Origin of the sequence: Streptomyces sp. CRCS-T-1, assembly GCF_024442335.1 — a bacterium.
GTDB lineage: Bacteria > Actinomycetota > Actinomycetes > Streptomycetales > Streptomycetaceae > Streptomyces > Streptomyces koelreuteriae.
In genome coordinates, this window is record NZ_CP101651.1 from 2,729,577 (window position 1) to 2,748,326 (window position 18,750).

The following is an 18,750-nucleotide window of genomic DNA, read 5'->3' on the forward strand; positions in this document are numbered from 1 at the left end:
AGTTGATGAGAAAACAACCGCCCCGGCATCGCGGATGATGCCGGGGCAGCTGAAAGGGTATGGTCGCTTGCGCCTCAGCCGACGACCTTCTTGAGGGCATCGCCCAGCGCGTCGGCCTCGTCCGGGGTCAGCTCGACGACGAGCCGACCGCCGCCTTCGAGCGGAACGCGCATGACGATGCCCCGCCCCTCCTTGGTCACCTCGAGCGGGCCATCGCCCGTCCGCGGCTTCATGGCCGCCATGCTCGTTCCCCTTCCTGAAACCCAGCTCATCGTCAAAGCCGTCGGCCCCGAGAAGGGCACACGTGCGGCCCTGAGCAGGACTCGCGACACCGGCATCGAACACATTGCTTCCAAGCCATTATCCCGCATCGCAGGACCCGATGACCAACATCAGTAGGCATCGCTTGGGCAACGCACGCGAGCAAAACCACTCAATTCGGCGAAGTGACTGCGATACTCCGCCACCGCACACACATCCGCCGAACGGAAACGGGCGAGAATTCTTTGACGCAGGTCACACGTCCGGTGCGGTCACCCGTCGGCGATCTCCGTCATGCTGTCCTGCAGACCCGGGACCTACCGGCCGGTAGGTCCCCGAGCAGCGACACGGAGGGGATACGCCATGGCCGACACCGTGCTCTACGAGGTGAGCGACGGGCTCGCGACGATCACGCTGAACCGCCCCGAGGCGATGAACGCGCTGAACGTGGAGGCCAAGGTCGCCCTGCGGGAGGCGGTCAGGTCCGCGGCGGACGACGCCGCCGTGCGGGCGGTGCTGCTGACCGCCGCCGGTGACCGGGCGTTCTGCGTCGGGCAGGACCTCAAGGAACACATCGGGCTGCTGGTCCAGGACCGGGAGACCGGCTCGCGGCAGACCATGAACACGGTGCGGGAGCACTACAACCCGATCGTGCGGGCGCTGGCCGAGGCGGCGAAGCCGGTCGTCGCCGCCGTGAACGGCGTGGCGGCCGGGGCGGGCTTCGGCTTCGCGCTGGCGGCGGACTACCGGATCGTGGCGGACACGGCCGCGTTCAACACCTCCTTCGCCGGGGTGGCCCTGACCGCCGACTCGGGCATCTCGTGGACGCTGCCGCGCGTGATCGGCCCCGGCCGGGCGGCCGACCTGCTGTTCTTCCCGAGGAGCATCAGCGCGCAGGAGGCGTACGAGCTCGGTATCGCCAACCGCCTGGTGCCCGCCGGCGAGCTGCGCGCGGAGGCCGAGAAGGTGGCACGGGCGCTGGCCGAGGGTCCGACGGTGGCGTACGCGGCGCTCAAGGAGGCGGTGGCCTACGGGCTGACGCACTCCCTGGAGGAGACCCTGGACAAGGAGGACGAACTCCAGACGCGGGCGGGCTCCTCCGAGGACCACGCGATCGCGGTGCAGGCCTTCGTCAACAAGGAGAAGCCGAAGTACCTGGGCCGCTGACCTGCGGAAACGGCGTCAGGACCGACGCGCCACGCAGGTCTGCAGATGGTCGTCGACCAGTCCGCAGGCCTGCATCAGGGCGTACGCCGTCGTCGGGCCGATGAAACGCAGCCCCCGCTTCTTCAGCGCCTTGGCCAGGGCCGTCGACTCGGGGGTGACGGCCGGGACGTCGGAGAGCGCCTTCGGGACCGGGCGGGTGCCCGGCTCGGGGGCGTGGGACCAGATCAGCTCGTCCAGGTCGCCCGGGGCCCACTCGGTCAGCACGCGCGCGTTGGCGAGTGTCGCGTCGATCTTGGCGCGGTTGCGGATGATGCCGGTGTCGGCCAGCAGGCGCTCGCGGTCCTCGTCGGTGAAGGCGGCCACCGAGGCGATCTTGAAATCGGCGAAGGCGGCACGGAAGCCGGGGCGGCGGCGCAGGATCGTGATCCAGGACAGGCCGGACTGGAAGGCCTCCAGGCTCAGCCGTTCGAAGAGGGCGTCGTCGCCGTGGACCGGGCGGCCCCACTCCTCGTCGTGGTACGTCACGTACTCCGGGGCGGACAGGGCCCAGGGGCAGCGCGGCGCGCCGTCCGGGCCGGCGAGGGCGGCGCCGTCGCTCACGGCCGGTCCTCCTGTCGCGGACCGGGCTTGTCCATGGACACGTGGTTCTCCGCGGACGCGTGGTGCGGCGGGGACACCGGGCCGTGGGTGGCGGCCGTGCGGGCGCCCGCCAGGGCCGATTCCAGGTCCGCGATGCGGGCGTCGCGCTCGGCGAGCTCGGCGCCGAGGCGGCTGAGGGCGTCGTCCACGTCCCCCATGCGGTAGCCGCGGGCGGCCAGCGGGAAGCGGAGGCTCTCCACATCGGCGCGGTCGACGGGGCGGTCCGGGGGCAGCGGGTCGCGGAGCTGCTCGGGGGCGGCCTCGGGCAGCGGGCCGTTCTCGCCGCCGCCCAGCACGGCCAGGGTCACCGCGCCGACCACGAGGACCAGCGCGACGACCAGGAACAAGAACATAACCATCGCGGGGCCCCCACGGTCAGGTGTCTCGGAGTCTTCGAAAGACGGATGTTGTCAGGCTCCGATCGTGCCATGCGAGTCTGACAGTTAGGGTCGCAGGCGGCGGAAGACGGGGACGTACCAGGAAAGGTCACAGGGGATGCTCAGGCTGGGCAGGCGGGAATTCGAGCCGCGTGAGCCGGTGATCATGGCGATCGTCAACCGGACCCCGGACTCCTTCTACGACCGGGGCGCGACCTTCCTCGACGAGCCGGCCCTCGCGCGCGTGGAGCAGGCGGTGGCCGAGGGAGCCGCGATCATCGACATCGGCGGGGTCAAGGCCGGGCCGGGCGAGGAGGTCACGGCCGAGGAGGAGGCCCGGCGGACGGTCGGGTTCGTGGCCGAGGTGCGGCGGCGGTTCCCGGACGTGATCATCAGCGTGGACACCTGGCGGGCCGAGGTCGGCCGGGCCGTGTGCGAGGCCGGGGCCGATCTGCTGAACGACGCGTGGGGCGGGGTCGATCCGGGGCTCGCCGAGGTCGCCGCGCGGTACGGGGTGGGGTTGGTGTGCACGCACGCGGGCGGTGCGGAGCCGCGGACGCGGCCGCACCGGATCGAGTACGACGATGTCGTCGCCGACATTCTGGACGTGACCGTCGGGCTGGCGGAGCGGGCGGTGGCGCTGGGGGTGCCGAGGGAGTCGGTGCTGATCGATCCCGGGCACGACTTCGGGAAGAACACGCGGCACAGCCTGGAGGCGACTCGGCGGCTGGGCGAGATGGTCGACACGGGGTGGCCGGTGCTGGTGTCGCTGTCCAACAAGGACTTCGTGGGAGAGACGTTGGACCGGCCCGTGAAGGAGCGGGTCGTGGGGACGTTGGCGACGACGGCCGTGTCCGCGTGGCTGGGGGCGCAGGTGTACCGGGTGCATGAGGTCGCCGAGACGCGGCAGGTGCTGGACATGGTGGCATCCATCGCCGGGCATCGGGCTCCTGCCGTTGCCCGGCGTGGGTTGGCCTAGGGCGTCACCCCGAGGTACCTGAGCTCGAAAAGACCTCTACCTGCCCGCTTCCTTCGACACCAGAGCCACCGCCTCGTCCACGTCGTCCGTGACGTGGAACAGGAGGAGGTCCTTGTCCGCGGCCTTGCCCTGGGCGATGACCGTGCCGCGGAGCCAGTCGACGAGGCCGCCCCAGTAGTCGCTGCCGAAGAGGACGATGGGGAAGCGGGTGACCTTCTGGGTCTGGACGAGGGTGAGGGCCTCGAAGAGTTCGTCGAGGGTGCCGAGGCCGCCGGGCAGGACCACGAAGCCCTGGGCGTACTTGACGAACATCATCTTCCGGACGAAGAAGTAGCGGAAGTTCAGGCCGATGTCGACGTACGGGTTCAGCCCCTGCTCGAAGGGCAGCTCGATGCCCAGGCCGACGGAGATGCCCTTGGCCTCCAGGGCGCCCTTGTTGGCCGCCTCCATCGCCCCCGGGCCGCCGCCCGTGATGACCGCGAAACCCGCCTCCACCAGGCCCCGGCCCAGCTGGACGCCCGCGTCGTACTCGGGCGACTCGGCCGATGTCCTGGCCGAGCCGAACACGCTGATCGCGGGCGGGAGTTCGGCGAGCGTGCCGAAGCCCTCGATGAACTCCGACTGGATGCGCAGCACGCGCCAGGGGTCGGTGTGCACCCAGTCGGAGGGGCCGCCCGCGTCCAGCAGCCGCTGGTCGGTCGTGCTGGCCTGCACCTGGTCCCGCCTCCGGAGGACCGGGCCCAGGCGCTTCTCCTCCGGCGGCTGCTTCTTCCCCTCGGGGTTGCCGGTCGCCATGTGCGCTCCCTCCGTCGTGCCTGTCGTTCCACCTCAGCGTAGATCTACGCGGGTTACGAACGAGGGACGTGAGCATGTCCGCGATAAAGCGCCGTAAACACGGGGGCGCCCCGGACGGGATCAGGCCGTCAGCCAACTCCGCAGACGCTCCTCGCCCGCGAGGATCTTCGCGGTCTCCACACGCTCGTCCCGCTTGTGGGCCAAGTGGGGGTTGCCGGGGCCGTAGTTGACCGCGGGGACTCCGAGCGCGGAGAAGCGGGAGACATCCGTCCAGCCGTACTTTGGCATCGGGGTGCCGCCCACCGCCTCGATGAACGCCTTGGCCGCCGGGTGGGACAGGCCCGGCATCGCCGCGCCGCTGTGGTCGACGACCTCGAACTCCGTCACGCCGCAGTCCGCGAAGACCTCCCGCACGTGGGCGACGGCCTCCTCGGGCGTGCGGTCGGGCGCGTAGCGGAAATTGACCGTGACGACGCACTCGTCGGGGATGACGTTGCCGGCCACTCCCCCGCCGATCCCCACGGCGTTCAGGCCCTCGCGGTACTCCAGGCCGTCGATGACCGGCCAGCGGGGCTCGTAGGAGGCCAGGCGGGCGAGGATCGGGGCGGCCGCGTGGATCGCGTTGGAGCCCATCCAGCCGCGCGCCGAGTGGGCCCGCTCGCCCGCGGTCTTCAGCAGCACCCGCAGGGTGCCCTGGCAGCCGCCCTCGACCTGGCCGTCCGAGGGCTCCAGGAGGACCGCGAAGTCGCCCTCAAGCCACTCGGGGTGCGTCTCGGAGACGTGCTTGAGGCCGTTCAGCTCGGCGTCGACCTCCTCGTTGTCGTAGAAGACGAAGGTCAGGTCGCGGTTGGGGGCCGGGACCGTCGCCGCGATGCGCAGCTGCACCGCGACACCCGCCTTCATGTCGCAGGTGCCGCAGCCCCACAGGACGCCGTCCTCGTCGAGCCGGGAGGGGACGTTGTCCGCGATCGGGACGGTGTCGATGTGACCGGCCAGGATCACCCGCTCCGAGCGGCCCAGGTTCGTACGGGCCACGACGTTGTTGCCGTACCGGTCGACCGTCAGGTGGGGCAGCGCGCGCAGCGCGTTCTCGATGGCGTCCGCGAGCGGCTTCTCGGTGCCGCTCTCGGAGCGGAAGTCGACGAGCCGGGCGGTGAGCTCCGCGGCGTCCAGCGTGAGGTCAAGCGAGGTGTCGGCCATGCCGTCGACCCTAACGCGCCAGACCCGGTGCCCAGTCTCCCCACCGGGCACATGGGCATCCATACTCTCCAGTACCTTGTACGGCGTGCCAGAGCCGTCCTCCCCCAAGCGTCGCGGCCGCCTCTTTCGATGCGGGTCCGCCTTCATGGCCCTGCTCGCGGTCGCCGGATACCTCGTCGTGCAGTACATCACCGGAGGCACGGGCGAACCGGGCTGCAAGGTCGTCTCGGGCAAGGGCGACGGGGCGTCGTACACGTTCTCCCCGGAGCAGGCCGTGAACGCGGCGACGATCACCGCCGTGGGCACCGGGCGCGGGCTGCCGGAGCGGGCCGTGACCATCGCGCTGGCGACCGCGCTGCAGGAGTCGAGCCTGCGCAACATCAACCACGGCGACCGGGACTCCCTCGGCCTGTTCCAGCAGCGGCCCTCGCAGGGCTGGGGCACGCGCGAGGAGATCCTGGACCCGACGTACTCGGCCGGCGAGTTCTACGACCACCTGGTCAAGGTGCCCGGCTACACCCGGCTGCCCCTCACCGTCGCCGCGCAGCGCGTGCAGCGCAGCGGCTTCCCGCAGGCCTACGCCAAGCACGAGCCGGACGCCGCGCTGCTCGCCGCCGCCCTCACCGGCCAGTCCTCGGCCACGCTGACCTGCGAGGGCCGTCCGGGCGCGACCCGGGCGACGGGCCCGGACGGGGTGCGTACCGCGCTCGTGCGGGACTTCGGACGCGATGTGCTGGAGCCGGCCGCCGCCGAGGTGGGCGGCTCCTCGGCGGCCACGCCGACGCCGTCCCCGAGCGGCGGTACGGGCGAGTCCGGCGGGCGGACGGTGACGCTGCCGGTGACCACCGCCCCGGGTTCCGCGACCGGGCGGAGCACGGAGCAGCGCGGCTGGCAGCTCGCGCACTGGGCCGTGGCCAACGCCTCCGAGCTGCACATCGCGCGCGTGACGTACGCCGGGCGTGAGTGGGTCGCCGGGAACACGGCCAGCGAATGGCGCGCTCCGGCGACGAAGGGCACCGCGGGCGCGCAGCGGGACGCGGACGACGTCCGTATTGTCACGATGCGCTGACTCGTACCCGGATCGCGCAGAGGTACGGGAACTCACCCCTGGGGATTACCCGCGCGGCTCGGCCGCGACGGTGTGCGCAGGTTTTCGCGTCCTCACCCGGGAATCCGTGAAAACCCTTGGGCGTACAGGGCTGGAAGGATTCGGCGGACTTTCCGGGGTGGGTCTTTTTGCCCGTTTGTCCGCAGCCGATTATGCGACGCATTACCAACTCTTTACGTTGCGACGCCGCAACCTTCCCGGGCTTCGAGCGGTAGTCACTGCGTCCGAGCCGGGGTGGTCAACAGCCAGTCGATCAACTCCCGGAGCCGGTCGGACACTTCACGAACCTCACTGTTCTCTCCGTCGAAGGAGCACCATGTCCCTCCCCCTGACCCGCCGGATCGCCCGTGCCGCGCTCATTGTCGCTGCGGGGGCGGCTGCCGGGGTCGGTGCGGCCGGCTCCGCGAGTGCGGCCCCCGAGCTGCCGGCCAACCCGAACCTCGGCGGCCTGACCGCCCTGGACGGGGCGAACGTCGGCAACACCGTCGACGGCGCGGCGACGGACGTCAGCAAGTCCGCCGGTGACACCGGCGGCAAGGCCGTCAAGAAGGCGGTGCCGGCCGCGGGCAAGCTCGGCGGCAAGACGGTCAAGAAGGCCACGCCCGTCGCCCAGAAGGCGGCCGGTGAGGCGGCGGGCTCCGCCGGGCAGCTCGTCGGCGAGGCCGCCGGTTCGGCGCAGGGCGGTCTGCCGACCGACTCGCTGACGAAGGGCGGCGTGCCGTCCGCGAAGACGCTGCCGGCGAAGGGCCTGCCGATCGGCTGACGCCGGTCCCGGAACACGGCGAAGGGGTCCAGGGAATTCCCTGGACCCCTTCGCCGTGTTCCGTTTCGCTGACGGCCCGCGGGGGGCTACAGGCGCCGTACGGCCGCCGCGATCCGCTCGTCCGTCGCCGTCAGGGCCACGCGGACGAACTCCGCGCCGGCCGTGCCGTAGAAGTCGCCCGGGGCCACGAGGATGCCTCGTTCCGCGAGATGGGCGACCGTGTCCCAGCAGGACTCGCCCCGGGTGGCCCACAGGTAGAGGCTGGCCTCGCTGTGCTCGATGCGGAAGCCGTGGGACAGCAGAGCCTCGCGCAGGAGGGCGCGGCGGGACGCGTAGCGCTCGCGCTGGACGCGGACGTGCTCGTCGTCGCTCAGGGCCGCCACGACGGCCGCCTGTGTCGGCGCGGACGTCATCATGCCGCCGTGCTTGCGGATCTCCAGGAGGGGGCTCAGGACGGCCGGGTCGCCGGCCAGGAAGGCCGCGCGGTAGCCCGCGAGGTTCGAGCGCTTGGAGAGGGAGTGGACGGACACGATGCCGTCGTACGAGCCGCCGTTGACGTCGGGGTGCAGCACCGAGACCGGGTCGGCCTCCCAGCCCAGCTCCAGGTAGCACTCGTCGGAGAAGAGCAGGACGCCGTGCTCACGGGCCCAGGCCACGATCCGGGTGAGCTCCGCCTTCGACAGGACCTTGCCCGTGGGGTTCGACGGGGAGTTCAGCCAGAGGAGCTTCAGGCCCTTCGGGTCCAGCTCCGTCGGGTCGTCGTAGACCTCGTACTCGGCGCGGGCCAGGCGGGCGCCCACCTCGTACGTCGGGTAGGCCAGGCGCGGGTAGGCCACCCGGTCGCCGGGGCCGAGGCCCAGCTGGGTCGGGAGCCAGGCGACGAGTTCCTTGGAGCCGACGATCGGCAGGACGTGGCGGTGGGTGACGTCGCGGGCGCCGAGGCGGCGCTCGACCCAGCCGGTGATCGCGTCGCGCAGCTCGGGCGTGCCCCAGACGGTGGGGTAGCCCGGCGAGTCCGCCGCGTCGACCAGCGCTTTCTGGATCAGCTCGGGGACCGGGTCGACCGGGGTGCCGACGGACAGGTCCACGATGCCGTCCGGGTGGGCGGCGGCCGTGGCCTTGAACGGCGTCAGCTTGTCCCAGGGAAAAGCGGGGAGACGGTCGGAGACTGCGGACACGGATCTGGCTCACTTTCTGGTGCGTACGAGCCGTCGTAGGGCAAACGCCTCGGCCCCGTACGGCGATCAGGGCGTGATCGGGCCGTACGGGACCTCAGGGCCTGCCGTTTGGATCAGGCCGCAGACGCGGGGCCCGGCACGCACGTCTGCGGCGTTGTCGTCGGTCGCCGACGCTCCGCGTCGACTCCCTCCTCCGCCTTGCAGCCGCACGCACCAGACCCCGCTCACCGGCGATGACGAGACACCGCCGATTCCCTGCGACCTGATCCAAACGACAGGCCCAGCGGCGCGGTGTGCGGGCCGCTTGCGGTGGCTAGGCCTGTGGCGGCAGCGCGGCGATGAAGGGGTGGTCGCGCTCGATCAGCCCCAGCTTGCTGGCGCCGCCGGGCGAGCCGAGTTCGTCGAAGAACTCGACGTTCGCCTTGTAGTAGTCCTTCCACTCCTCCGGGGTGTCGTCCTCGTAGAAGATCGCCTCGACCGGGCAGACCGGCTCACAGGCACCACAGTCGACGCATTCGTCCGGGTGGATGTACAAGGACCGGGAGCCCTCGTAGATGCAGTCGACCGGGCACTCCTCGATGCACGCCTTGTCCTTGACGTCGACACAAGGCTGCGCGATGACGTAGGTCACGCTGTCGTTCCTCCTCGATAGGGCGCTGGCGGGCCTCCTCAGGCTCCGCCGCCTGGCGCGCGGGAGCGCGGCGTCGTCGATGCCCGCCCCTAGTATCTCCGTTCTTGGGCATGATCCGAACAGGAGGGGTGTACGGACCTGTGGAAATCTCAGCCGGCGGGCGTCTCGAGGTGGCCATCACCGCTGCTGACGTGGGCAAACGGGTCTCCGTACGGAGCTTGATCGAACACGCGGCTCCGGGTGAGAAGTTCACCGACACGGTCGGCGTTCTCACATCATGGGACAGCGGTGTGCTGCTGATCACACGCAGAAGCGGCGAGAGCGTCCGCATCGCGGAATCCTCGCTGGTCGCGGGGAAGGTCGTACCCGCCGCTCCGGCGCGTCGCCGTGGTCCGGCCGCCTCGTACGAGGAGCTGGCCCGGGTCGCCGCGCGGGCCTGGCGGTCCGTGGAGAGCGAGCGGCTCGGAGACTGGGAGCTGCGGGCCGCCTCCGGGTTCACGCGGCGGGCCAATTCGGTGCTGCCGCTCGGCGAGCCGGGCCTGCCGCTCGACGAGGCGCTCGGCGCCGTCCGGCGCTGGTACGACGAGCGCGGGCTGCCCGCCTACGTCCAGACCGCGACCGGCGCCGAGGGCACGCAGGAGCTGCTCTGCGCGGAGCTGGAGGCGCGGGGCTGGGTGCGGGAGGTGACCGCCGAGCTGTGGGTCGGGCCGCTGGCGCCGGTCGCCGACCGGGAGGAGCCGTCCGGGGTCGTGCTGTCCCGGGAGGCGGACGAGGCGTGGCTGGCGCGGTACCAGCGCAAGGGCGTGAGCGAGGTGGCGCTGCGGGTGCTCGGGAGCGGGCCCTCGGTGTGGTTCGCGACCGTGCCCGGTGCCACGGAGGGTGCCGCTCCGGCCGCCATCGGGCGGTGTGTCGTCGACGGGCGGTGGGCCGGGTTCGCCGCCGTCGAGGTCGATCCGGCGCTGCGGCGGCAGGGGCTGGGCACCGCCGTGATGGCGGCGCTGGCCCGGCGGGCCCTCGACGAGGGGGCGTCGGCCGCGTGGCTCCAGGTCGAGGCCGAGAACGCGGGAGCGCGGGAGCTGTACGCCGGGATGGGCTTCGCCGCGCACCACGCCTACCACCACTACCGGGCGCCGGAATCCGGCGGCACCGGCCGGTAACCGATCGTCGCGAGAGGGCACGAGCCAACTATGCGTCCCCCCTGTCCCCCGTCCCCTGAGCGCTCCGCCGAGCTGCGGCGGCGCTTCGCCGAGGAGGCCCGCTCCGAGCGGCCCGATCTGTCGACGCTGTGCCTGCTGGTGGGCGCGGAGGCGGACCGGGAGCTGGACGAGGCGGGCCTGGATGCCGCGCAGGTCGAGCTGGACCGGCTGGCCGGGCTGCTGCCGTACCGGCCCGGCGGGCCGCGCGCCTGGGCGGTCGCCCTGCGCGAGCTGCTGGGTGAGCGGATGGGCTTCGGCGGCAGCCCGGCCGACTACCAGCGGCTGGAGTCCTCGCTGCTGCACGAGGTGCTGGTGCGGCGCAGGGGGTTGCCGATTCTGCTGTCCGTGGTGTGGATGGAGGTCGCCCGGCGGGCCGGGGCGCCGGTGTACGGGGTGGCCCTGCCGGGGCATTTCGTCGTCGGGTTCGGGCCTGACGAGGGGCAGGTGCTCGCCGATCCGTTCGACGGGGGGCGGGTGCTGACGGGGGAGGACGCGGAGGTGCTGGTCGCCGGGGCGACGGGGGCGGGGATCGATCCGGCGATGCTGCGGCCTGCGGATCCGCTGGATGTGGTGCTGCGGATTCTGAACAACGTGCGGGCGTGGGCCGCGGCTCGGCCGGAGCGGTCGGATGTCGCGCTGTGGGCGGTCGAGCTGTCGCTGTTGTTGCCCTCGCATCCGGCTCGGTTGCGGTACGAGCGGGCGCAGTTGCTGGTGCAGCGGGGGGAGTTCCTGGGCGGGGCCTCGGAGCTGGAGGCCTATGCGGAGGTGGTGGAGGCCGTGGATGAGGCTGCGGCCGAGCAGGTTCGGGGGGAGGCTTTTGCGGCTCGGGCGATGCTCAATTGACGCCTTCTCGCCGTGGGGGCTTGTGTCGCGTCGCTTGTGCGGGTGCGTTGTGGCTGGTCGCGCAGTTCCCCGCGCCCCTGAGGGGGCGTTTTTACAACCAGCCCTTTTCGCGTGCTGTTCGGACCGCCTCTGCTCGGTTTCTCACCGCGAGCTTCTGGATGGCTGTGCTGAGGTAGTTGCGGACCGTGCCCTGGGAGAGGTGCAGGGTGGTTGCCAGTTCGGCGTTGGTGGAGCCGTCGGCGGCTGCTCGCAGGACCTCTCGTTCTCGGTCCGTGAGGGGGTTGGCGCCGTCGGCCAGGGCCGCTGCCGCGAGGGTGGGGTCGATGACGCGTTCGCCGGTGAGGACCTTGCGGATCGCGTCGGCGAGCTGGGCGGCGGGGGCGTCCTTGACCAGGAAGGCGTCGGCGCCGGACTCCATGGCGCTGCGGAGATAGCCGGGGCGGCCGAAGGTCGTGAGGATGACCAGCTTCACCGCCGGGAGCTCCTCGTGGAGGCGGGCCGCGGCCTCTATGCCGGTCGCACCGGGCATCTCGATGTCCAGGAGGGCGACGTCGACGGCGTGTGCGCGGGCCGCTTCCAGGACCTCGTCGCCGCGGGCCACCTGGGCGACGACCTCGATGTCCTCCTCCAGGCCGAGCAGAGCGGCCAGGGCCTCGCGGACCATCGACTGGTCCTCGGCGAGGAGGACCTTGATCGTGCGGCTCATGCCGGGGATCCTACGTCCGCCGGATGGGCCGTCGGCACGCGGGCGACCAGGCGGAAGCCGTGCTTGAGCGGGCCCGCCTCCAGGGTGCCGCCCGCCTTGGCCAGGCGTTCGGTGAGGCCCGTGAGGCCGTTGCCGTGGCCCCCGCCCGGGCCGCCGGAGCCGTTGTCCTCGACGGTGAGTTCGAGCACCGGGCCGTCGAGGGTCTGGCGGGGCAGCAGCCCGACCGTGCAGCGGCGGGCGCCGCTGTGCCGTACGACGTTGGTGACGGCCTCGCGCAGGGCCCAGGCGAGGGCGGACTCGCTCTCCTCGGGGACACCGGCGAGGCCGGGCGGCTCGGCGGGCAGGTCGGCGGTGACACCGGCCGCGGTCAGGGCGACCCGGGCACCGGCGAGTTCGGCGGCGAGGCGGGGGCGCCGGTAGCCGGTGACGGCCTCGCGTACGTCGACGAGGGCCTGGCGGCTGACCTGCTCGATGTCGGCGACCTGCTGGGCCGCCTCGTCGGGCCGGCCGGGGAGCATCCGGCCGGCCAGCTCGCTCTTGAGGGTGATCAGGGAGAGGGAGTGGCCGAGCAGGTCGTGCAGGTCCCTGGCCAGCCGCAGGCGTTCCTCGTTGGCGGCGAGCTGGGCGACGGTGGCGCGGGCCTCGCGCAGGGCGATGGTGGTGCGCACGAGTTCGCGTACGCCGGTCATGGCGAAGCCGCCGAGCAGGGCCGGGATGAGGAGCCCGGACAGATAGGCCAGGCCGTCGTGCGTCGCGAGTGCCACGGCGGTCAGCAGGGCGCAAGCGACCGGGATCGTCCAGCGGGCCAGGCGCAGGGGCAGGGCGGCCCCGGACGCGATCGAGACGTACACGAACAGCACCAGCCACTCGCGGCCCAGGGTGAGGGCGAGGAGCGTGGACTGGGCCGCGAGGACCCCGAGCGAGGCGAGCACCAGGCCGTTGCGCTCGCCGCGGCCGGTGCGGAAGACCAGCAGCATGTACCAGGTGACGAACGCGGCCAGGCCCAGCCAGCCGAGGATCCGTACGCCCGTGCTGTGGCCGCCGTGCAGCAGGTCGGTGACGGGTGCGCTCAGATAGACCAGCCAGATGCCGGTCCACAGCGACTTCACCGCCCGCTGCCTGCGGTTCACCGGGCGCTGCCCGATACCGAACCCGACGCCGCTCACGCCTTCAGGGTGTCCTTCCGGTACAGCCAGGCCGCGCCGCCCGCGAACAGGACGAACGACACCACGAGGACGGCGAGGTCCTGGACGTGCGGGGCGCGGCTCTGCTCGATGGCCTGCCCCAGGGCAGCGTACGCGTGCGTGGGAAGCCACTTCGCGATGTCCTGGAGCCAGGCCGGGAAGGTCGTCGTCGGCATCCACAGGCCGCCGAGCATCGACAGGCCGAAGTAGGTGATCATCGTGATCGGGCGGACCGCGTCGCCGCTGGCGAGGTAGCCGAGGGCGACGCCGAGCGCGGCGAAGACGAGGCTGCCGGCCCAGATCGCGCCGGTGAGGGCGAGCCACTGCCAGGCGTCCAGTCGTACGTGCTTCACGGCCGCCGCGACGGCGAAGACGATGACGATGGACGGCAGGCTGACGACGGCGGCGCTCGCGGTCTTGGCGAGGACGTAGCCGCGGCCCGGCAGGGTGGTCAGGCGCAGTTGCCGCACCCAGCCGCCCTCGCGCTCCTTGGCGATGCGCTCGCTGTTGCCCATGAGGACGGCCGTGAGAGCGCCGAAGGAGGCCATCGAGACCATCATGTAGGTCGGCAGGGTCAGGCCGGTGCCGGGGAGTTTCGTGGTGCTGTCGGAGTTGCCCGCGATGATCAGGAACAGGATCGACGGGTAGATCACCGAGAAGAAGAGGAACTTGCGGTTGCGCAGGGCGCGAGTGAGTTCCAGTTTGATCAGGCTGTTCACTTCGACTTCGCCTCCTCGGCGGCGGTGATCGCGACGAAGGCCTGCTCCAGGCCGAGCCCGGCGACTTCGAGGTTGCGGGGGTAGACGCCGAGGCCGTAGAGGGCGTGGACGGTCGCGTCGGCGTCGGTGGACTGGATGCGCACGGTCCGGCCGGAGAGGGCCAGGGAGGTCAGGAACGGCAGGCCGCGCAGGGCCGCCTCGTCGACGTCGCCCGCGAGGTCGAAGGAGACGCGGCGGGCGCCCGCCTTGGCCTTGATCTCGGCGGCCGTGCCGTCGGCGAGGAGCCGGCCGCGGTGCAGCACCAGGACCCGGTCGGCGACGGCGTCGGCCTCTTCGAGGTAGTGGGTGGCGAAGAGGACGGTCCGGCCCTGGTCGGCCTGTTCGCGCATGGTGGCCCAGAAGGCCTGGCGGGTGGTGACGTCCATGCCGGTGGTGGGCTCGTCCAGGACGATGAGGTCGCTGTCGCCCGCGGTGGCGAGGGCGAAGCGGACGCGCTGGGCCTGGCCGCCGGAGAGCTTGTTGACCTTGCGGTCGGCGATCTGCGCGATGCCCGCGCGGGACAGCACCTCGGAGGGCCGGTACGGCTTCGGGTGCAGATCGCAGGCGAGCCGCACCAGTTCGGCGACCGTGACCTCGTCCATCAGCCCGCCGCTCTGCAGCATGGCGCCCACGCGCCCGGCGACGATCGCCTCCCGGGGGCCCTCGCCGAAGAGCCGGACCGTGCCGCTGTCGGGCTTCTTGAGACCGAGGAGCAGATCGAGGGTGGTGGACTTGCCGGCACCGTTGGGGCCGAGCAGCGCCACGGTCTCCCCCGGACGCAGGGTCAGAGTCAGTCCGTCCACGGCCCGGACGGTGCCGTATGCCTTGCTCACCTGGTCGAACGCGACCACCGAGGCTGTCGTTGTCATACGGCCATGGTGGCTTCGGGGGTGTGGGCGGGGGCAGTGTCGGGCGTCCGGAGTGCCGGATGACAGATGTCATGCCGTGCGGGTGACGACGCGGAACAGCCCCTGCCCGGTCGGGGGCAGGGGCTGTCCGTCCGTGCGGTCTGTGCGGACCGTCCGAGGTCAGTTCGGCTTGGTCTCGATGACCCCGACGCGCTCCGCCGTCGTCTTGCCGCGCAGCGCCTTGCGCAGCGCCGCGACGACGTCCTGCGGAAGGACGTCGCGCTTGCCGCTCGCACCCTCGATCTGCACGCCGTCGAAGGTCGTGCCGTACGCCTCCTTGAGCGCCTTCAGGTCGTAGGTCTCCACAAGCTTGCCGTCGACGGCCTTGAACCCGAGGATCTTCGGCAGCGACAGCGCGCCGAACGGGATGCTGTGCGCCGCGTCGGTCTGTACGAAGGCCTTGGCCGACATCGCGGGCTGCGCGAAGTCCTTCAGCACCCGGTCGACCTCGGCATTCGAGACGGTCGGCTGCCGGGTCGTGGTCGGGAGGTCCACCGTGCCGGCGGTGCCCGTCTCCACCTGGGAGCGGTAGGCCTCCTCGACCGCGGCCGTCGACTTGGCGAGGTCGACGCCCTGGCCCGCCTTGCCGTACACGGCGACGGCCTTGCCGTTCTGGAACTTGATGGTGCCGTCGGAGGACGAGCCGGAGCCGCCGGCCGCGGTCTCCAGGGACGCGTGCAGCTTCTCCTCGTCGATGGGCATGACGGGAGTGACGACGCGGTGGTTGCCGAAGAGCGAGCCGATCACGGAGACCGGGTTGTAGTCGCTCTTGGCCGCCGCGTCGGCCGTGGCGTCCATGTCGAACTGGAGGCCCGCGTTGTCCGGGTCGAGGGACACGGCCTTGCCGCCCGCCGACAGCTTCAGCGGCTTGCCCGCCCGGTCGTCGAAGGCCTCGTCGAGCTTCTTGACCGCGCCGTCGCGGGTGGTGCCGCCGATGTCGACGCCGAGGACGCTGGTGCCCTTGGGGACGTCGGTGCGGTTCATCAGCAGACCGGCGCCGTAGAGGCCACCGGCGGCGACGACCACGCCGACCGCGAGCAGCACCAGCTTGTTGCGGCCCTTCTTCTTCGGCGCCTTCGAGGAGCTGGCCGGGGGCGGGGAGACCGGCTCGGGCAGCTTCGGGGCCCCGGGCGGCACCGGGCCGTCGCCGGGCGCGCCCGGGCCGAACGGGGAGGCCGCGCCGGACGGTACGACCGGGATGCCGCTGGTGACGGTGTGCCCGGAGACGTTGTCGTGGCGGGGGCCGAAGCCCGGGCCGTCCGGTTCGGGGGCCGGCTTCTGCGGGGTGAGGATGGCGGTGTCGTCGCTCATGCCGCCGCCGGGGGCGCCGCCCAGAGGGCCGGGGCCGCCTGCGCCGGCAGGGCCACCGGGGCCGCTCTTGCCGGCGGGGCCGCCGGGTGCGCCCGGGCGTCCGGGGCCACCGGGCCCGCCTATGGCTCCGGGCCCGCCCGGTCGGCCGGGGTCATTGAAGGCGCTGGGGGCGCCGGGGCCGCCGGAGCGGCCGGGCTCGTCGAAGGCGCCGGGGCCGCCGGGACCACCGGGCCTGCCCGGCTCTCTGAAGGCGCCGGGGCCGCCAGGACCGCCGGGGCCACCCGGTCGGCCCGGGGCACCGCGTCCACCCGGTCCGTCGAAGAAGGCGTCGGGACCGCTGCCCGGGGCGCCGGGTCCACCGGCCGGCGGCACCATCGGGCCGTCGCCGGTGACCGGACCGCCCGTCGGGCCGGACGGGCCCGGGGAGCCGGGACCGCCCTGGCCGCCGCGGTCGTTCTCCGCGAAGAACGGCAGATCGTCGCGGCGCGCGTCACCACCGCCACCGCCACTGCCCGGGGCGGGACGCGAGCCGTTGCCCAGCGGGCCCGCCGCCAGTGCCTCGGTGACGTCGAAGGAGCCGGTGCCGCCGCCGTGCCCGGGCGCGACGGGTCCGCCGGTCGCGCCGCCGGGAAGCCCCGCACCGTTCGTACCGCCGGGCCGGGAGCCGCCCGGCGCGCCCATGGAGCCGACCACGCCTCCGGGCCGCCCGGCACCCGGCCGGGCCCCACCGGGCGCACCGGGAGCGCCCGCGCCGGGAGCACCCGGACCAGGGGCGCCCGCGCCGGAACCGCCCGCCGCCGGGTTCGAACCGCCCGGGATACCGGCCCCGTTGGTGGAACCGCCGCCCTGACCGCCCGGTCCCGTGCCGGACTTGCGGGGCGCGAACCAGTCGCTGGTCGGCTTGTCGTCGGCGGGCTGCGCGGGCTCGGCGGGAGGCTCGACCGTGCCGGTGCCTCTGGAGGTCGCGGCACCCGGCGCGGAGGCCTCGTTGCCGCTGCCCGCGGCGGTCCCGGTGTCGGCCGAGCTCTCCGCGTCCGCGACGGGCTTGCGCACCACGACGGGCGGAATGGGCCGTGACCCGGGGATGTTGATCCGGATCCGGGTCGTCAGCGTGGTCTCGGTCTTGCGTTCCTCCGGCCGCGCGGCCGAACGGCCCGCGTCCGTACCGGCGTCGGAGACCGCGGGGGTCCCGTACGGCGGCGTACCCGACGGGTAGGCGGCTCCACCGCGCCCGTTGGGCCCGGAGGACGGAGTGTCAGTTTCACGACTCAAGGCAGGTTCTCCCGGTTGGCTCCGCCGCCCGACACAACCTCACGCGGGCAGCTCGGCGGCGCGCACCACCATACTGGCCACTTCTGGCCCGTATCCCACGACCGCCGGGAATCCCACACCGGACCCCCACGGGCACGTCCTGGCGAAGTGGTACGTCATTTGGCAAGTCGGACGGGGCCGCCGTCCGGTTGCCGCCCCGGGGCAAGGGTGGCGCAGATCACAGCAACACCGATGCCTCCGAGCAGGTAGAGATAGGAGCCGCTTCCCGCGGCGAAGAGGAAGTCGCCCTCGGGGCGGCTGGCCGTGAGCAGGATGACGGCGAGCATCCAGCCTGCGGCGGCCGCGACGCCGCCGATCCGGCCGCGGGTGACGAGTGACGCGCCCAGGACGGCTCCGGCCTCCCCGGCGAGGGCGAGCAGCAGCCCGCCCGGGAACCACGCGGGCTGCACCAGCGCCCCGGCCACGCCGACCACGGCGCCGAGCAGGAAGAACCCCAGACAGGCGGTGACCCGTGCGGCGGACGGCGGCCGCACGGGCTGGGCGAGCATCGGACTCCGGTCGCTCATGAGGTCTCCTCGACACCGGCGAACAGGTCGGTCTCCCGCTCACCGGGACCACGCTCGCCCCGCACCAGCTCGTAGTACTCGGTCGCCAGGATGGGCTGGGCGAGTTCGTTGGACAGCACGAAGTACGGCTCGGCCACGGTGACCTGGGTGGCGTGGGCGCGCATCGCGGCGGCCTTGGCGGCGGCGTGGGCGGTGCCGTCGACCACCGTGGTGACGCGCTCCTCGGCGACCACACCGGGGACGTCGTCGACCGCGGCCGCCTTGGTGAAGGGGAGGCCGGGCAGGTCGTCGTGGAGCCGGGCGAAGGCCTCCTCCACAACGGGGCGTGGGACCCGGTTCCAGTACACCTTCGCGACCGGGGCGCCGGCCTCGGCGGAGAGTTCGGCCGCGCGCATGGCGACGCGGTGGGCCTGGATGTGGTCGGGGTGGCCGTAGCCGCCGTCGTCGTCGTAGGTGACGAGGACCTGGGGGCGTACCTCGCGGATCACCTCGACGAGGTGGGCGGCGGCCTCGTCGACGTCGGCCTGCCAGAAGCAGCCGGGGTCGTCGTTGTCGGGCAGGCCCATCATCCCGGAGTCGCTGTAGCGTCCGGCGCCGCCGAGCAGGCGGACGTCCCGGACGCCGAGCTCGGCCATGGCGGCGGCGAGCTCCTGGCGGCGGTACTGCCCGAGGGCGGCGCCGGTCAGGTGCGCGAGCTCGGGCGGGATGACCTCCCCGCGTTCACCGAGGGTGCAGGTGACGAGGGTGACGTGCGCACCCTCTGCCGCGTACCTGGCCATGGTGGCGCCGTTGTTGATCGACTCGTCGTCCGGGTGCGCGTGCACCAGCAGCAGACGCCGGTCGGGCAGTTCCGTCATGGGAACCACCCTACGAGGTCCCGCGACCCCTGCTCACGAGGCCGTACGCGG

Annotated in this window: 20 protein-coding genes; 6 read left to right on the forward strand and 14 right to left on the reverse strand. The window is 72.6% G+C overall.

Annotated elements, in window-relative coordinates:
• Nucleotides 1-74 precede the first annotated feature (74 nt).
• Complete coding sequence (locus NNW99_RS11955) at nucleotides 75-242, reverse strand: DUF3117 domain-containing protein (protein WP_003966491.1); 168 nt, start codon at nucleotides 240-242, stop codon at nucleotides 75-77.
• Nucleotides 243-624: 382 nt separating this feature from the next.
• Between NNW99_RS11955 and NNW99_RS11960 the strand changes: the two genes are divergently transcribed.
• A complete protein-coding gene (locus NNW99_RS11960) occupies nucleotides 625-1,428 on the forward strand; it encodes an enoyl-CoA hydratase/isomerase family protein (protein ID WP_215118717.1) in 804 nt (267 codons plus the stop codon).
• A gap of 15 nt (nucleotides 1,429-1,443) precedes the next feature.
• Here NNW99_RS11960 and NNW99_RS11965 read toward each other — a convergent pair whose 3' ends face one another.
• On the reverse strand, nucleotides 1,444-2,028 hold the full coding sequence (locus NNW99_RS11965) for a DNA-3-methyladenine glycosylase I (RefSeq protein ID WP_215118719.1): 585 nt from the start codon (nucleotides 2,026-2,028) through the stop codon (nucleotides 1,444-1,446).
• A complete protein-coding gene (locus NNW99_RS11970) occupies nucleotides 2,025-2,420 on the reverse strand; it encodes a DivIVA domain-containing protein (RefSeq protein WP_215124239.1) in 396 nt (131 codons plus the stop codon). Before NNW99_RS11970 ends, NNW99_RS11965 begins: the two co-directional genes overlap by 4 nt.
• Nucleotides 2,421-2,562: 142 nt before the next feature.
• Between NNW99_RS11970 and folP the strand changes: the two genes are divergently transcribed.
• Nucleotides 2,563-3,423, forward strand: a complete 861-nt coding sequence (folP, locus tag NNW99_RS11975) for a dihydropteroate synthase (RefSeq protein ID WP_215118720.1) — start codon at nucleotides 2,563-2,565, stop codon at nucleotides 3,421-3,423.
• A 36-nt stretch (nucleotides 3,424-3,459) separates the two neighbouring features.
• Here folP and NNW99_RS11980 read toward each other — a convergent pair whose 3' ends face one another.
• The gene (locus NNW99_RS11980; protein WP_215118722.1) at nucleotides 3,460-4,218 is read right to left on the reverse strand and encodes a TIGR00730 family Rossman fold protein; all 759 of its coding nucleotides are present in this window, start codon (nucleotides 4,216-4,218) and stop codon (nucleotides 3,460-3,462) included.
• A 120-nt stretch (nucleotides 4,219-4,338) separates the two neighbouring features.
• Nucleotides 4,339-5,418 carry a succinyl-diaminopimelate desuccinylase gene (gene dapE / locus NNW99_RS11985; protein ID WP_215118724.1) on the reverse strand — a complete coding sequence of 360 codons (1,080 nt, stop codon included), beginning with the start codon at nucleotides 5,416-5,418 and terminating at the stop codon, nucleotides 4,339-4,341.
• A 145-nt stretch (nucleotides 5,419-5,563) separates the two neighbouring features.
• Between dapE and NNW99_RS11990 the strand changes: the two genes are divergently transcribed.
• The gene (locus NNW99_RS11990) at nucleotides 5,564-6,487 is read left to right on the forward strand and encodes a heavy metal transporter (RefSeq protein ID WP_215118726.1); all 924 of its coding nucleotides are present in this window, start codon (nucleotides 5,564-5,566) and stop codon (nucleotides 6,485-6,487) included.
• Nucleotides 6,488-6,842: 355 nt separating this feature from the next.
• Nucleotides 6,843-7,289, forward strand: coding sequence for an ATP-binding protein (locus NNW99_RS11995; RefSeq protein WP_215118730.1), 447 nt, complete (start codon nucleotides 6,843-6,845; stop codon nucleotides 7,287-7,289).
• An 86-nt stretch (nucleotides 7,290-7,375) separates the two neighbouring features.
• On the opposite strand, the gene NNW99_RS12000 is transcribed toward NNW99_RS11995, so the two are convergent.
• Together NNW99_RS12000 and fdxA are read right to left on the reverse strand one after the other, a co-directional pair.
• Nucleotides 7,376-8,467: a bifunctional succinyldiaminopimelate transaminase/glutamate-prephenate aminotransferase gene (locus NNW99_RS12000; RefSeq protein WP_215118732.1), complete on the reverse strand. Its 1,092-nt coding sequence runs from the start codon at nucleotides 8,465-8,467 to the stop codon at nucleotides 7,376-7,378.
• Between the two features lie 313 nt (nucleotides 8,468-8,780).
• Nucleotides 8,781-9,098 (reverse strand): ferredoxin, encoded by a 318-nt coding sequence (gene fdxA, locus NNW99_RS12005; protein WP_010047804.1) that lies wholly within the window; start codon nucleotides 9,096-9,098, stop codon nucleotides 8,781-8,783.
• A gap of 140 nt (nucleotides 9,099-9,238) precedes the next feature.
• Between fdxA and NNW99_RS12010 the strand changes: the two genes are divergently transcribed.
• The gene (locus tag NNW99_RS12010) at nucleotides 9,239-10,255 is read left to right on the forward strand and encodes a GNAT family N-acetyltransferase (RefSeq protein WP_215118734.1); all 1,017 of its coding nucleotides are present in this window, start codon (nucleotides 9,239-9,241) and stop codon (nucleotides 10,253-10,255) included.
• A gap of 30 nt (nucleotides 10,256-10,285) precedes the next feature.
• Nucleotides 10,286-11,137, forward strand: coding sequence for a transglutaminase-like domain-containing protein (locus NNW99_RS12015; protein ID WP_215118736.1), 852 nt, complete (start codon nucleotides 10,286-10,288; stop codon nucleotides 11,135-11,137).
• 91 nt (nucleotides 11,138-11,228) lie between these two features.
• Here the strand turns inward: NNW99_RS12015 and NNW99_RS12020 are convergent, their stop codons facing one another.
• The 7 genes from NNW99_RS12020 to mshB all read right to left on the reverse strand — a co-directional run bounded on the left by NNW99_RS12020 (nucleotide 11,229) and on the right by mshB (nucleotide 18,699).
• Nucleotides 11,229-11,843: a response regulator transcription factor gene (locus NNW99_RS12020; RefSeq protein WP_215118738.1), complete on the reverse strand. Its 615-nt coding sequence runs from the start codon at nucleotides 11,841-11,843 to the stop codon at nucleotides 11,229-11,231.
• Nucleotides 11,840-13,009, reverse strand: coding sequence for a sensor histidine kinase (locus NNW99_RS12025; RefSeq protein WP_215118739.1), 1,170 nt, complete (start codon nucleotides 13,007-13,009; stop codon nucleotides 11,840-11,842). The genes NNW99_RS12020 and NNW99_RS12025 overlap by 4 nt, the downstream gene beginning before the upstream one ends.
• Nucleotides 13,006-13,746 (reverse strand): ABC transporter permease, encoded by a 741-nt coding sequence (locus NNW99_RS12030; protein ID WP_215118741.1) that lies wholly within the window; start codon nucleotides 13,744-13,746, stop codon nucleotides 13,006-13,008. Before NNW99_RS12030 ends, NNW99_RS12025 begins: the two co-directional genes overlap by 4 nt.
• Entirely contained in the window at nucleotides 13,743-14,654 is a 912-nt protein-coding gene (locus tag NNW99_RS12035; protein ID WP_215118742.1) for an ABC transporter ATP-binding protein, read from the reverse strand. The genes NNW99_RS12030 and NNW99_RS12035 overlap by 4 nt, the downstream gene beginning before the upstream one ends.
• A 159-nt stretch (nucleotides 14,655-14,813) precedes the next feature.
• Nucleotides 14,814-17,276: a hypothetical protein gene (locus NNW99_RS12040; protein WP_215118744.1), complete on the reverse strand. Its 2,463-nt coding sequence runs from the start codon at nucleotides 17,274-17,276 to the stop codon at nucleotides 14,814-14,816.
• A gap of 155 nt (nucleotides 17,277-17,431) precedes the next feature.
• On the reverse strand, nucleotides 17,432-17,842 hold the full coding sequence (locus NNW99_RS12045) for a DUF6113 family protein (RefSeq protein WP_215118746.1): 411 nt from the start codon (nucleotides 17,840-17,842) through the stop codon (nucleotides 17,432-17,434).
• A complete protein-coding gene (gene mshB / locus NNW99_RS12050; RefSeq protein WP_215118748.1) occupies nucleotides 17,839-18,699 on the reverse strand; it encodes an N-acetyl-1-D-myo-inositol-2-amino-2-deoxy-alpha-D-glucopyranoside deacetylase in 861 nt (286 codons plus the stop codon). Before mshB ends, NNW99_RS12045 begins: the two co-directional genes overlap by 4 nt.
• Between the last annotated feature and the right edge of the window lie 51 nt (nucleotides 18,700-18,750).